Below are 13,336 nucleotides of genomic sequence, written 5' to 3'. Positions count from 1 at the left end.
TTAGTTAAGGGCCTGATGCAAATCGGCAATCAAGTCTTCAATGTGCTCAATGCCAACGGAAAGACGGATAAAACCATCCACAATGCCGAGTTTGCGCCGGGTTTCGGCAGGTATCGAGGCATGGGTCATGATGGCCGGATGCTCAATCAGGCTTTCGACACCGCCTAAGCTCTCTGCCAGAGTAAAGAGTTCGCAGCGGGATAAAAAGCGGGTCGCCGCGGTGATATCCCCTTTCACCACCATGGAAATCATACCGCCGAAATGGTGCATCTGCTGTTTAGCCAAAGCCTGTTGAGGATGGCTGGCAAGACCGGGGTAAATGACGCTGTCTATCCTGGGATGCTTCTGTAACCATTCTGCCAGGGCCATGGCATTGTCGCAATGCCGTTGCATGCGTAAGGACAGGGTTTTTAAGCTGCGAAGAACTAAAAAACTGTCAAAAGGGCCGGCAATGCCGCCGCAGGAGTTATGCAGAAAGGCCATTTTTTCAGCGACTTCCGTATTATCCCCGACCACCACAATGCCGCTGACCACATCGGAATGGCCGTTTAAATACTTGGTTGCAGAATGCAGAACGAGGTCAAAACCCAGCTCCAGCGGCCTTTGAATCCAGGGGGTGGCAAAGGTATTGTCCACTACCGCAATCAGCCTGTGACGTTTGGCAATAGCGGCAATGGCCCGTAAATCAGCGAGTTTCAACATGGGATTGGAGGGGGTTTCCACCCAGATCATGCGGGTCTCTGGTCGAATGGCTGCTTCAATCGTTGCCGGATTAGTCATGTCCACAAAGCTGAAAGACAAGCCGGAGGTTCTGGTTTTTACCTTATCAAAAAGACGGAATGTGCCGCCGTAGAGATCGTCCATGGCAATGACATGATCGCCGCTATCCAGCAGGTCAACAACAGTATTGATGGCGGCCATACCGGAAGCAAAAGCAAAACCCCGTTGTCCTGACTCCAGGCTGGCAATGCAGGCTTCGTAGGCGGCGCGGGTCGGGTTATGCGTGCGTGAATATTCATAGCCCTGATGAACGCCTGGGGCCGATTGACGGTAGGTGGACGTGGCGTAAATGGGCGTCATGACCGCGCCAGTCGCGGGGTCAGGCTGTTGTCCGGCGTGAATCGCGCGGGTATCAAAATGTGTCTTGTCCATGATCAAAGTCCTTCTTTGGGGCTCTTCCAGCAAAAGTCAGGAAGGCGTTATATACTATAGGTAGCGCGTAATGGCATATCAGAGTGATTAAAGTTATACCATTGCTGGCCGCTAATGAGGATGTGCGATATTTTAGTGAGGGATCCATGGGTAGGCAAGAAATAGACTACGAAAAAGTTGCCTCAGCAGCGGAAATTCTAAAACAACGGGGTGAAGAACCTTCTTTAACCAGTGTCTGCGAAGAGTTGGGCATCTTGTCCTTAACTCCGCAGTTGTCTGCCTATTTGGAAAAATGGTACCACACGCAGCCAGAATTCCAACGTTCCATCAATGTCCCATTATCCGATAATATTCAAATCGAAGCGAGCGGTGTGCTCGAAAAGAATGTTGAGCTTGAAAAATCCCTTTCTTTATTACGCGCGACGCTTGAATCCACCGCAGACGGCATTATGATGGTCAATGGCAAGGGCCAGGTAGTTGACTGGAACCAGAAGTTTGTTGAAATGTGGCGCATCCCTTCTCACATGCTGGAATCCGGCACCGAAAGTATCGGTTTTGAGTATATTCTCGAGCAACTCAGCAATCCTGCCGCCGTCATTGCCGATGTTCAATATTTGTATGAAAATCCCGAGTGGCAGGGGGAATTGCCGGTTTTGCATTTTAAAGACGGCCGCATTTTTGAACGGTACACCCAGCCGCAGCGGGTCGGCAATGAAATTGTCGGCCGGGTTTACAGTTTCCGGGATGTGACTCAAAAGCGCATGTCCGATGATCAGTTACGCATCCGCGAACGCGCCATTGAAGCCAGTACGCACGGCGTGGCCATTATCGACATTACCAAAGCCAATCAGCCGATTATTTACGTCAACAAAGCCTTCGAACGCATTACCGCGCATACGGAAAGCCAAACCATCGGCCAAAACCTGGCCCAGTTATTAGGTACTAAAACCGATCACGTCAATCAAAAGCGAATTGCGCTCGCCATTCGAGAGTTGCGCGAAGAAACGGTGGAACTGGAAAGTTACCGCCGCAACGGTGAGCTGTTCTGGTGTGAATTAAGTGTTGCCCCGGTCAGCGATTCATTTGGAAAAGTAAAGCATTTCGTCTGTATTATCAATGACATTACCCAACGCCGGGAAATGGAAAAGCAACTGGTCAGGCAGGCCACACACGACTCGTTAACGGAGTTGCCTAACCGCGTTCTGCTCATGGACCGGGTGGAACAGGCCATTTTACAGGCGAAAAAGAAAGGGTCTATTCTGGCTTTCCTGTTTTTGGACTTGGATCGCTTTAAAATGACCAATGATACCTTAGGCCACAGCATCGGTGATAAGTTGCTGCAGGCGGTATCCAACCGCCTGCTTATCGCAACCAATGATTTCGATACGGTCGCCCGTTTAGGCGGCGATGAATTCGTCATTCTGCTGCAGGATATCAGCAATGAAAAGCAGGCTCAGCAAATGGCGCAGGAATTGTTGCACATGATTGAAAAACCGTTTCAGGTGGATCAGCACAGTTTAAAAATTACCGGCAGCATTGGCATCAGTTACTATCCCAAAGACGGGCTGGATTATGAGTCGTTAATGAAAAATGCCGACTTGTCCATGTACCACGCCAAAGACAGCGGCCGTAACAATTACCGTGTGTTTGAACCGGAAATGAACCGCCGCGTCATTAACCACATGCAATTGGATAATGCTTTGCGGGATGCGCTCAAGCGCAATGAATTTTATCTGGTTTACCAACCGCTAATTGATTTGAGGATTGATAAAGTCGTTGGAGTTGAAGCGTTAATTCGTTGGGAAAGTCATTTGTTAGGAAGTGTGTCGCCTATTGATTTTATCGGCATGGCTGAAGAAAACGGCATGATTATCGATATCGGCCGCTGGGTGTTGGAAGAGGCTTGCACACAGGCAGTTCAATGGCACAAGGAAGGCTATGACGATTTAAGTGTCGCTGTGAATATTTCCGGACGTCAGTTCCGTCAAAGTTCTCTGCCCGAGGTGATTACCGAAGTATTGCAAAAAACCGGTCTTAAACCCCGCAATCTTGAGCTTGAATTGACGGAAAGCCTGCTGGTCGATGACATTGAAAGGGCGGTGCAAACGATGTATCGGCTGAAAGACATGGGCATTAAACTGGTTATTGATGATTTTGGTACCGGTTATTCCAGTCTTTCCTATCTGAAACAATTTCCTGTTGATAAATTAAAAATCGATCGATCCTTTATCAGCGAGCTGGTCAACGTTGAAAATGATGCGGCGATTGCCAGAGCCATTATCAACCTTGGCCACAGCTTAAACCTTGAAGTGCTGGCTGAAGGGGTTGAGACGGAATTGCAGAAGAAATTCATTGTCGAACACGGTTGCGATTACGCCCAGGGTTATTATTTCAAGCCACCTCATAAAGCGTCTTCCATTAAAGAGTACATCGCTCAGTATTTTAAAAAATCATAAACATCCTTTCTCCATGCCTGTTATTTAGAGGTCTTAAGCCGGCTTCGGCACGAATTTTGCTGGATCACTTTTTGAAAAAGCCAAGCGGGAAAAGGCTTCATTATCCAATCACGCTGTAAGGAGTAGGTGATGCAATAGGCATTATTTGAAAACAGGTAAGCGTTCTGCGGCAAGCAGGAAAGGCAGTAAATGGATTGACTCAAGCTGTAACCTGTATGGAGGCGGTTTATGAGAAATCTGACCATTATTGGTTCAGGCCTGGCTGGCACGTTATTGGCTCTTTACATGGCCAGACGCGGCTACAAGGTCGATATCTATGAGTCGAGACCTGATCTGCGCCTCAAGACGCAGGATCGAGGCCGCTCCATTAACCTCGCGCTGTCCTGTCGGGGCTTAACGGGCTTGGCCGGTGTGGGCTTAAGCGACAAGGCTAAGGCCATCCTGGTGCCCATGCGGGCCCGGGCCATTCACGAGGAAGAGGGTTCCATTAAATACCAGGCCTTTGGCCGCCATCCCGATGAATACATTAATGCGGTGCAACGCAGTGATTTAAATGCGTTGCTGCTGGACACGGCAGATAGCCTGCCCACGATTACTATTTACTTCGACATGAAGCTGTTAAACGTGGATGTGCACCACAAAGTGCTGCATTTTGAAGACAAGGCAGGACAACGGTCGACGATAGCCTATGAGCGATTAATCGGTGCCGACGGGGCAGGTTCACCGGTGCGGGAAAGCCTGATGCGCGAAGGATTGGTCACCTCCAGCCGCACTTACCTGCCGCATGGTTATAAAGAACTGTCCATCAGCAGCGGCCATCCTGAACAACTGGTGCGTGAGCACCTGCATTTATGGCCACGGGATTCATTTCTGTTACTGGGTAATCCCAACACGGACCACTCCATCACCGGCTCGCTGTTTATGCCGCATGAAGGGGTTAACAGTTTTGCTGAGCTTGATAATGAAGTCAAAATCACCCGTTTCTTTAAACAGGCATTTCCGGATGCTGTCGACGCCATGCCTGACTTGGTCGGGGAGTTTTTGCACAACCCCACCGGTCACATGAGTACCATTAAAACCTCGCCCTGGTACTATCGGGACGAGTGCCTGCTCATTGGCGATGCAGCCCATGGCATTGTGCCCTTTTTTGGTCAGGGTATGAACAGTGCCTTTGAAGATTGCCGTATTCTTAACGACTTGCTTGATCAATACGATGATGACTGGCAAACGGTCATGCCCGCTTTTTATAAATCCCGCAAGGTCAACACCGAGGCCGTAGCCAAAATGTCCATGGACAATTATCACGAAATTCAGATTGATATACGGGATGCGCGATTTAATTTAAAAAAACAACTGGAACAGGAGTTGATGCATCGATACCCCAATCGTTATGTGTCCAAGCATGTCCTGGTCATGTTCACCAACACGCCATACTCCGATGCGATGGCGCTGGGTGACATCCAGGGCGAATTACTTAACGTCATTTGTGATGAAGCGAGGTGCGTGGAAGAAATAAATTGGAAGCAAGTAGATTTATTAATGGACGAATACGACAAAAAATTGGCGAATTTAGCCCCCCAATAAAAAAATCCCTTAGAATGAAGGGGGTTTTTGGTCAATTTTTTGTCAAAAACTGGTATTCAGGGACAATTTTTTGTCGCTTCCTGAGGTTTGGCCGTGGAATGAAAAAAAAGGAACCACGGTAGAACGGGCTTTTAAGGACGGTAGGCTTTCTTTTTTTGTTCAAAAAGTTGGCACGCGGGCTGCAAAAGATAATTTGTCCAACCCATTTTGTGCCTCGGAGGCCGCTATGAAAACGATTCAACTCTATATCGACTCTAAACAACAAGAGTTTATGAACCACCCATTTTTTGAAGTATTGGAACAATTAAAAAGTCTTGAAGAAATCAGCTACTTTGTTCCAGAGCTCACTTTTTGGGCCATGACATTCCAGGATATTTTACGTCTTAATGAAGAGAGAGTGACCGATCCCTACCTTAAAAAAGTAGCTCGTCACCATCGACTGGAAGATGCCGGACATGAAAAATGGTTCCTGCATGATAAGAAGTACATGAGCGCTGTCAGTCATGACAAGTGCTGCTCTCACGACGACGTAGCCTGGCTTTACAGTAAGGAGACTCAATTAACCCGTGACGCCGCGTATTCCATCATGTCTGAGATTTATAAAACAGACGATGAAATACTCAACATTGCCTTGTTGCTGACTCTGGAATCTTCAGGCCATGTGTTCTTTGAAAAGGTCGTCAAACAAGTCAAAAAGACGGGTGAAGACAAAAATCTGAAGTACTTCTCCAGCTCACATCTGGAAGTGGAAATGGCGCATGCTCTCTTTGAAGAAGAGATGGAACGCAAGCTCTTTGAGCGACCCGTTTCTGTGCATACCCGCCGTGAAGCCTTAAAGATGATTGATCGATGCTACGATGCATTCAACAAGATGTTTGATGGATTGATAATTGCATGCAAACAACGTTTGGAACTGGCAAAAGAAAGGAATCAACAACATGCAGCAAACGCAGTGGAATTCGTCTCAGATCAAGCAGTGTAAGAAGGAGTTTGGACAAGCGATGCTCAGCGATGAGCATTCGCTTTTTTCTTTTGGAGAGGATTTCGGCAAACTCCTGCAGGCAAAGCCCCATGCGGTTTTCCAGCCTAAAGACCTGGATGCCCTGCGGGCTATTCTTGCTTATGCTCACCAGGAGAGTTTACCGGTCGTGATTCGCGGAAAGGGCTTAAGCCAGAGCGGCCAGTCCCTGCCCGTTGAAGGCGGCGTGACCCTTCACCTTGAGCATTTCAATCGCGTGTTAACGCAGGAGGAGGACGCCATCTGGGTGGAAGGCAATGCCACATTCAGCGATTTATTGGCGGTCAGTCTCAAAAAGAAACAGATTCCTTATGTTATCCCCTACAACTGCAATCTGTCTATTGGAGGCGTGCTGTCGGCAGGGGGCGTGGGTGCTGCGTCGTTTCAATACGGAACGGTGATTTCTCATGTGAGCGCCCTGGAGGTCATTACCGCGGATGGCGAACGGCACGAGGTGAAGGCGGGTGATGACTTGTTTAAAGCCTGTCTTGGCGGACAAGGTCAGTTCGGCGTCATCAGCAAAGCCTGTATTCCATTACGTCCATGTAAAAAAAATGTACGAACATTTTTTTTAAGTTACCATGACGAAAACCAGTGGCGGGATGATCTTTATAAAGTACGCCGCATAGCGGATGGACTGGAGTCTTTTTGCACGCCGGCCATTCAGGGGGCGAGATTAACCGATCACGGGCGTTTCCCCTTTGCCGAGTGGCTTTACGCCATGCACGTGACCATAGAATACGATGAAACACCGCCAGAGGTCAGTCGTATCCATGATCTGTTAACGCCTGCAAAAATTCTCCATCAACAGGATGAGCCCATTGAGTCTTACCTGCATCGTCATGATTCGCGTTTTGCGGCCATGAAAATGACGGGGCAATGGGATTTACAGCATCCCTGGTATGAATGTTTTATGCCGGCGAAAGCCTTGTTTCAGCAATTAAAGGAGGTATTGGCCAGTTTACCGATCCATTATGCCAATATCCTGCAGGTTATTCCCTTAGCCCCCTCGTGGCGCGATACCCTCTTTGCGCTGCCAGACAGCGAGGACATCTGTGCGGTCATGATTTTAAACCCCGGTATTGCCAAAGTGCTTTTGCCGAGTTGCCTGGCTGCCATGCAGGCATTGGACGACCGTTTCTTAAAAGCGGGCGGCAAGCGTTACCTGTCAGGGTTTTTAGGCGAGGAGATTTCATCAGACTACTGGCGCCATCATTACAACGGCCAGTTTGAACACTGGCGCCAGTTAAAGCATGATTATGATCCGAAGCGAATATTTCAATCGCACTTGTTTAAATCACTGGACAGGCGATAAACAGGCGGCCGATGACAGCCGCTTCTTATCCCGGTGATTTACGACTGTAATTCCATTGAACCGGTTTGCTCTTCTTTCTCAGGCTTCGATGACGAAGCCTTGGCTGGGCTAAAAAGCAGGGGAGACGCAGGCGAAGCAAAAATCGCGGTTCGGGATTTTATGCGGATGAGCAACGCGTTCGCCTGGTTAAACAGGGGGTCGTCGCTGGGGAAATCCCGGCCCCAGGTGTCAAACAGTCGACTAAAAAAGTCCAAGCCTGCGGCGTTGCCGCTTTGGCAGGCGATCCCCTCCAGGTAGGCTGTTATATCACTAATAACCGGCGCTAAATGAGCATGCCATTCGCTCATGGAAAGCGTGTCGACCAGTTTGTCTGCCAATAAATCCAATAGCCTGTAGCTGGCTTGATCCTGAAGCAGCCAGCAGACAATAGATTTGTTGCCAACGCCATTTTGAGGAGTCCCTGCTACCCGCGTTACCCAGGTATGTGCCGGAATCTGGTCAAGGAGCTTGGGATTCTTTTCAAGAATAAGAATAAGGAGTTGCCGCCCTTGTGGGGTGGTGGAAAACCAATAAAGGGGAGTGCTTTTGGCAAAACCGGATTTAAACCAGGCAGTGGGTGCGATTGTATCAATCAAATCGGGGTTTTTAGTCAGCAGCCAGGTAAAAAAAGGAAGTTCATCAACACAGTATGCAAGCAGGCGACTGTTGTTTTGGCTTAAGATTGATGGCGGCATGGCAAAAGGTAAATCAGGGTAGCGGTCGATGAGTTGATCCATTAAGCCGCTGCTATTATGCATCAGGCCTTCCATTGCAGGAATAACCCGCGCCTTCGGTTGCACTTCAAGCCAGGCGTCAACCGGAATTTTTGTCCAGGCCTCGGGGTATTTATTCAGGTATTGCTGAAGCAGGTGGCAACCATAGGGGCTTAGCGCCAGGGCTTGCAATAAGGTCATAGTAACCTCGACATGATTCAATACGGCGGTATTTTTCCGGATGAGTTGTTCGGGAGAAAAAGGCGGTTTTGTCAGGGTAATTGTACTGATTTTTTTTAATGCGGCGTTTATATGCTCATTAATGGCAGTCTTTTCTGCTATTAACCAGATAAAGCAAAGCTGGACCCAGAGGCTTAGACAGTCTTTCTCCCGGGGGTACTCTTCAAACCATTTTTCCAATGGGATTCGGTCGGCGATAGGCGGCAAGAGATGCGCGCAGTTAGCCATTAAATGAAGAAGAGGTGAACTGACGTCAAGTCCCTGAGTTATTTTTTTAGTCCATAAATGCGGCGGAATTTCATAAAGGGTAAGGGCGAGAAAGGGGGCTAGCTTTGGGTCCTCGCATAAATAGTGAAGGAAAGGGCGTCCTTCGTCAGACTCGTTTTCACGATAGAGGGATGATAACCAATCAACCGTAAACAATTTCTCACAGACTGGATTAAAAGAAACAGGGGTCAGTGCCTGGTCAATTGCTTTATAGTGGTTGAGTGCATAGATAAAAAGGTTAGGGTAGTGTCTAACCGGTATGCCCAGCCAGATTTGTTTCATCTTGGCAAACGTGGCACTCAGTTTATTCCGGTCCGGGTGTTTAAGCGGTGTTCCCTCCTCAGCCGCTTTCACCACCGCCTCGACCAGGCCCTGAAAAGGGTTGCTTTTTTTATTGTTTTTAGGCTTGGCTGTTCCTGTATCGAGGTTAATGACTGGCACGCGGGCGGGTGTGGGATTGTTCACGACAGGATTTGCAGTAACGCGGTGGATGGGTTGAGCGAACTGCTGTTCAATGGCTTTAGCCTGTTCGGATTTGCCTAATTGTTTGAGTTTATTGGCTTCGTTAATCCAGTCTTGCTGGGAGGCGGGGGTGGGTTTGGGTTCGGGGTTGTTGTTATTGTTGTTGTTATTGGGGTTTTGAGTGAGTTTGAGGGTGGTTTGTTTAAGGGGGGTCAAGAGGTTTTTGCGTTGATGAACGCTGCTGTCTTCGACGATGGCGAGTGATTGTGTGGCGCGGGTGAAGGCGGTAAAGAGTTGGTTGAAGTGGGGAGCGAAGGAGGCGTCGCCCTGTTCGGCCTTGGCGCGGTGCTGTTGAGATTTGGCGGCGGTGTGGTTGATTTTTTTGCTGGCCTGGTTGCAGGTGTCGTGGTCAAAGAGTCGGTAGGCGGCGATGTGGGGGTATTCGAGTCCCTTGATTTCTTCGGGGGTGAAGACGAGGGGGGTGTTGAATAATTCTTTGGCTTTTTCCTTCCACTCAGGAAGGGTGACGACGGCGAAGCGGGTGGTTTGCGCTAATTGTTTAAGGGGGGTGTTTTTGGGCAATTCGTTGGGCTCGACCCATTGCACGAGTCCGGGATTGGCTTTTTGCTGTTCGGAAGGGATGATGCGTGCGTACTCGAGCTTATCGGCAAGTCCGCCGGTCAACCGCTGCTTGATGTCGAGGATGGCATTGGCGAGGTCAACGACATGGCCCGGGCATCGGTAGGTGACTGGGAGTTCAATGTGGCTTACGCCTGAGCTTAAGAGGAACTGGCGTTGAGACAGGGTGTCCTTAAGGCTTTGGTTGCTGTCCATGCAATAGGCGATTTGGCTGTTACGGGCGGCGCGGCGCAAGTTTTTAAGTTCAAGCCCGGAGAGGTCTTGCGCTTCGTCAACGACCACGAGGTCGAAGAGGTCGCTTTGCTTTAAGGTATGGAATTCGGGATTAAAGGCGGTGTTTTTCTCATCGTCGTGTGCTTTTTTATAGCTGGTGTAGGCATTGATGAGCCACTGGCGCTCGTTGTCGTTTTTAAACTGCTCATGCCGGGCGCTGATGCCGCCGGGGTTGTCGGGAAGGTAGCCGCTTAAATAACGGAAGGCCTGATACATGGATTCGGTGTTTTTCAGGAAATCCTGAAAGTCGTCGCTTATCGTCTGTTTGGCGGCTTTGGGGCGTTGAGGTGGCTTGCGATGTGGTTATCGAGCCAGGCCATGAAGTCGGCCTTATCCTGGGCTTTTTTGTTCTTAAGCTCCGAGGCTTGCTGCGCCAGGAATTGCTGATAGGTGAGGAACTGGACTTTTTTTCCGGCTTCGGTCTGGGCGGCTGGCAACTGCAGCCACATGCTGTGCATGGTTTCGGCTAATTTGGCGGATTGGGTGACGTAGAGCAGGGGCTTTTCCGGCACTTCCGTGTATTGATTAACCGCCTGTTCGAGGATGGCGAGGGCGACACAGGATTTTCCGGAGCCGGCAGCACCGCTGATGACGGCGGGGAGCGGGGTTTTAACGGCCTTCTCCTGGATATCGCTTAGGGTAATGAAGGTCTGGTTGTAGAAGCTGACTTTCTGGTATTCAATGGGCTCTTCTTCCTCCTTGGACTGTGGGTTGGCCCACAGGGCAGGCAGGGAGTCAGCCTTGACAAAGGTGAATTCCCCCTTGCTTAGGGCCTCTGGCACGTTCTGCTCTAAAAACTGGCGTAAGACCTGCGGCTTTAAGAAACGGCTTTTGTGGTAATCGTGATTTAAAACCACGTCCAAAAGCAGCAGGCAAGATTTGCCGTTGACCGTTACCGTGGTAAACAGCAGACGGTCGCTGTGGTTAACCCGCACACTGTAAACGTTGTGCCCGGCTAACTTTTCCAGGTCCGCTTCCTTGTAGTCCCCGTTTAACAGCTTGCTGACGACGTCCCTGTACTGAATTAAATGACTGCTGTCCCCTAATACTTCCTGCCAATACAATACTTTTTGCACGAATTGATTCTCAAGGCTCAAATTGGATGAATATTATTCAAATTGTGCTAAAAAATCAATTGCGGCGCGTCAGCCTGCGGGTTAAACGCGCCTTTGCTGAGGGGCTCTCTCATTGAATGGGTTTAAACACCATCAATGAAAAAATGCTGTCGGTTTTATAATGATCCACGTAATGAAAGCCCGACGGCTCAATGCGTTTCTGCCATTCGCCAAGTGTGCGCTGCCTGCCACCCAAGAGTGCCATCATCACGATGTCCATTGTCTTGTTAGGATGCGGCAGGTCATTGTCCGGCAGGACCTGTTCGGCAATAAACAACATGGCCTCTGCGGGCATTTGCCGGCGGCAATTGCTTAAAATCTGATGCATCATGTCGTCATTGAAATCGTGCAATACCCCCTTAAAGAGGTAGGCGTCTGCTGTTGGGATGGTTTTCAGGAAATCGCCTCCCTGCCGTTTTAGGTTAGCGGGGAAGTCATGGGCATTGAGTTGAGCGATAACTTGCGGGGAGTCAAACAGAGTGACGTGGACGTCGGGATGCTTTAAGGCGATGGCTCTGGCGAGACCGCCTAACCCGCCGCCCATGTCGGTCAAGGTGTGGAAAGCGGAAAAATCATAAGCCCTGGCAATGGCATTGTCATCGTAAGTCGACAGTTTAGCCATGCCGCGATCGAAATTACGCTGTTTTTCCGGGTGCTGGCTTAAAAAATGGAAGAAATCGTCGCCATGCTGCGCACGAAAACCGGCTTCTCCGGTTTTCAAGCTTTGGTCAAGGGCTGAAAAGGCCTGCCACCAGCTGTCATCCACCATGCACAGGACATCGCGGATGGAGTGGGGATCATCGTCGCGAAGCGGTTTGGACAGTTCGGTCAGCGAGTAAGCATCATCGTGATGATGGAAAACTTGGTAGGCTGAGAGAAACCGCAGCATGCGATTAAGCAGCTCAGGCTGGGTACCAGTCGCCTCGGCCAGGGTGTTGACGTGGGTGGGCTCGGACGACATATGGTTGGCAACGCCCAGTTTCGCCACGGTATGAATCGCGCGGGAAACAACATACCAGCGGGACATCGCGGCTAATTGCACATGCGGTTGTTCCTGTTGTTGCATCTTGCAAGTCCTTTTGTTAGAAAATTTTACCAAAACGCTATAGTCGCAGGCAAAAACCATGCTAACTTTAGCAGATTGCTTCTCTGATTATTGTAGATTGATCCCTGTAACTTAGCATGAAAGCCAGCGAATTCTCGTTTCTATCATTGAAAAACCATGAAAAGGCCATCGCCATGGCGATGGTGACTCTCTTCGCCCTGTTGACTCTGCTTGAGATTTATGGACTCTTCAAACCGCTGGATGCCCACCCCCTGCGTACCAATCCGGCGCCGGTGATTGCAGAACAATCCATTGCTGCCCATTCCCCGGTGTTTACGGCGCCCCTGTTCGGTGATTATGTACCCGTGAACATGGCGGATGAAACCATCAAGCAATCCATGATCGATGTGGACATTGTCGGAATTATGTATTCCACACAACCGGATGATTCGCAGGTGCTGCTTCGGGCCGGGGGCGGTGAGGAAAAGTCTTACCGGGTGGGCGATACCTTGCCTGGCGGCGCCGTGATTAAACGCATTGGCAAAGATGGCATAGTCGTTTTGCATAATGGTACACTTGAGAGTTTAAGTTTGCCTAAGAATGAATTGCGCTTCGAAGAACCGGCGAAGCCTTTACTAGAGGAATAACCTATGCGGGCATGTTTTCGTGCGGTCATGACCCTGTTGTTAAGCTTGTCTTTAGCCGCCTGTGTCAATTACACCAATTTATATCGTGGCATCGCCAGTTTTAAGGCAGAGGATTACCGCGCCGCCTTTATCCGTTTAAAACCCGAAGCTTTAAAAGGCCAACCCGATGCCCAATATGCCATTGGCTACATGTACTATTACGGACAGGGTGTGGTTGAAGATCGTAAAAAAGCCTGGGTGTGGATTAACCGCGCCGCGCGGGCGGGTCAACCCGATGCTATCCAGGCTCTGGCCATTTTGACCCAACCGCCGGCGCCGCCTAGAAAATCACGTAATTTTGCGGCAGCCAGCCGTCGCCTGGGTTAAACCGG

At 49.6% G+C, this 13,336-nt stretch carries 10 protein-coding genes; 6 read left to right on the top strand and 4 right to left on the bottom strand.

Features of this window, described 5'->3' with window-relative positions; genetic code table 11:
• The gene (locus tag GH742_RS10165; protein ID WP_203454856.1) at nt 1-1,152 is read right to left on the bottom strand and encodes a cystathionine gamma-synthase; all 1,152 of its coding nucleotides are present in this window, start codon (nt 1,150-1,152) and stop codon (nt 1-3) included.
• 146 nt (nt 1,153-1,298) lie between these two features.
• Here GH742_RS10165 and GH742_RS10160 point away from each other — a divergent pair, with 146 nt between their 5' ends.
• The 4 genes from GH742_RS10160 to GH742_RS10145 all read left to right on the top strand — a co-directional run bounded on the left by GH742_RS10160 (nt 1,299) and on the right by GH742_RS10145 (nt 7,525).
• Entirely contained in the window at nt 1,299-3,608 is a 2,310-nt protein-coding gene (locus GH742_RS10160) for a bifunctional diguanylate cyclase/phosphodiesterase (RefSeq protein ID WP_203454855.1), read from the top strand.
• Nucleotides 3,609-3,836: 228 nt separating this feature from the next.
• Nucleotides 3,837-5,192, top strand: a complete 1,356-nt coding sequence (locus tag GH742_RS10155; protein ID WP_203454854.1) for an NAD(P)/FAD-dependent oxidoreductase — start codon at nt 3,837-3,839, stop codon at nt 5,190-5,192.
• 226 nt (nt 5,193-5,418) lie between these two features.
• Nucleotides 5,419-6,174, top strand: a complete 756-nt coding sequence (locus tag GH742_RS10150) for a hypothetical protein (RefSeq protein ID WP_108290089.1) — start codon at nt 5,419-5,421, stop codon at nt 6,172-6,174.
• Nucleotides 6,131-7,525 carry an FAD-binding oxidoreductase gene (locus GH742_RS10145; protein WP_203454853.1) on the top strand — a complete coding sequence of 465 codons (1,395 nt, stop codon included), beginning with the start codon at nt 6,131-6,133 and terminating at the stop codon, nt 7,523-7,525. The genes GH742_RS10150 and GH742_RS10145 overlap by 44 nt, the downstream gene beginning before the upstream one ends.
• 38 nt (nt 7,526-7,563) lie before the next feature.
• Here the strand turns inward: GH742_RS10145 and GH742_RS10140 are convergent, their stop codons facing one another.
• The 3 genes from GH742_RS10140 to GH742_RS10130 all read right to left on the bottom strand — a co-directional run bounded on the left by GH742_RS10140 (nt 7,564) and on the right by GH742_RS10130 (nt 12,339).
• On the bottom strand, nt 7,564-10,374 hold the full coding sequence (locus GH742_RS10140) for a hypothetical protein (protein ID WP_203454852.1): 2,811 nt from the start codon (nt 10,372-10,374) through the stop codon (nt 7,564-7,566).
• Nucleotides 10,375-10,412: 38 nt separating this feature from the next.
• Nucleotides 10,413-11,234: a hypothetical protein gene (locus GH742_RS10135; protein WP_203454847.1), complete on the bottom strand. Its 822-nt coding sequence runs from the start codon at nt 11,232-11,234 to the stop codon at nt 10,413-10,415.
• A 109-nt stretch (nt 11,235-11,343) separates the two neighbouring features.
• Complete coding sequence (locus GH742_RS10130) at nt 11,344-12,339, bottom strand: methyltransferase (protein ID WP_203454851.1); 996 nt, start codon at nt 12,337-12,339, stop codon at nt 11,344-11,346.
• Between the two features lie 116 nt (nt 12,340-12,455).
• On the opposite strand from GH742_RS10130, the gene GH742_RS10125 reads away from it, so the two are divergent.
• Both GH742_RS10125 and GH742_RS10120 read left to right on the top strand, forming a co-directional pair.
• Nucleotides 12,456-12,965: a type II secretion system protein N gene (locus GH742_RS10125; RefSeq protein WP_203454850.1), complete on the top strand. Its 510-nt coding sequence runs from the start codon at nt 12,456-12,458 to the stop codon at nt 12,963-12,965.
• Between the two features lie 3 nt (nt 12,966-12,968).
• A complete protein-coding gene (locus tag GH742_RS10120; RefSeq protein ID WP_203454849.1) occupies nt 12,969-13,331 on the top strand; it encodes an SEL1-like repeat protein in 363 nt (120 codons plus the stop codon).
• The last annotated feature ends 5 nt before the right edge of the window (nt 13,332-13,336 follow it).

This window comes from Legionella sp. MW5194, from assembly GCF_016864235.1.
GTDB lineage: Bacteria > Pseudomonadota > Gammaproteobacteria > Legionellales > Legionellaceae > Legionella_C.
Note: the sequence above shows the minus strand (reverse complement) of the source record. Positions and strands in the feature narration are given on the sequence as shown.

What these genes read in the sequence shown, in the direction of transcription:
- GH742_RS10165 (WP_203454856.1), bottom strand. Translation starts at nt 1,152, where the DNA reads ATGGACAAGACACATTTTGATACCCGCGCGATTCACGCCGGACAACAG.
- GH742_RS10160 (WP_203454855.1), top strand. Translation starts at nt 1,299, where the DNA reads ATGGGTAGGCAAGAAATAGACTACGAAAAAGTTGCCTCAGCAGCGGAA.
- GH742_RS10155 (WP_203454854.1), top strand. Translation starts at nt 3,837, where the DNA reads ATGAGAAATCTGACCATTATTGGTTCAGGCCTGGCTGGCACGTTATTG.
- GH742_RS10150 (WP_108290089.1), top strand. Translation starts at nt 5,419, where the DNA reads ATGAAAACGATTCAACTCTATATCGACTCTAAACAACAAGAGTTTATG.
- GH742_RS10145 (WP_203454853.1), top strand. Translation starts at nt 6,131, where the DNA reads ATGCAGCAAACGCAGTGGAATTCGTCTCAGATCAAGCAGTGTAAGAAG.
- GH742_RS10140 (WP_203454852.1), bottom strand. Translation starts at nt 10,374, where the DNA reads ATGTATCAGGCCTTCCGTTATTTAAGCGGCTACCTTCCCGACAACCCC.
- GH742_RS10130 (WP_203454851.1), bottom strand. Translation starts at nt 12,339, where the DNA reads ATGCAACAACAGGAACAACCGCATGTGCAATTAGCCGCGATGTCCCGC.
- GH742_RS10125 (WP_203454850.1), top strand. Translation starts at nt 12,456, where the DNA reads ATGAAAGCCAGCGAATTCTCGTTTCTATCATTGAAAAACCATGAAAAG.
- GH742_RS10120 (WP_203454849.1), top strand. Translation starts at nt 12,969, where the DNA reads ATGCGGGCATGTTTTCGTGCGGTCATGACCCTGTTGTTAAGCTTGTCT.